Here is a 261-nt window from a genome sequence, read left to right as displayed (position 1 = left end):
CCCCCAGGTTTCCGGCCAGATCACGGAGCTGCGCGTCACCGACAACCAGACGGTGAAGAAGGGCGACGTGCTCTACGTCATCGATCCGTTCGACTTCGAGGTGGCGGTGGCCTCGGCCCAGGCCGAGATCGAGAACCGGGAGGCGGACCTCCAGGTCAAGCGGACCCAGGCCGCGCGACGCGAGGCGCTCACCACCCTCTCCACCTCCGTGGAGGAGAAGCAGCAATATGCGGGCACCGCCAAGATCGCGGAGGCCGCGCT

1 protein-coding gene is annotated in these 261 nt (G+C 67.8%); it reads left to right on the top strand.

The window, feature by feature from the left end:
- On the top strand, positions 1 to 261 hold a 261-nt coding region (locus tag CVH10_RS21730), incomplete at both ends, for a biotin/lipoyl-binding protein (protein ID WP_146143258.1).

The sequence above is a fragment of the Halomonas sp. ND22Bw genome (genome assembly GCF_003011945.1).
In the GTDB taxonomy this organism is placed as follows: Bacteria; Pseudomonadota; Gammaproteobacteria; order Pseudomonadales; family Halomonadaceae; genus Halomonas; species Halomonas halophila.
This window is presented reverse-complemented; position numbering and strand designations above follow the sequence as displayed.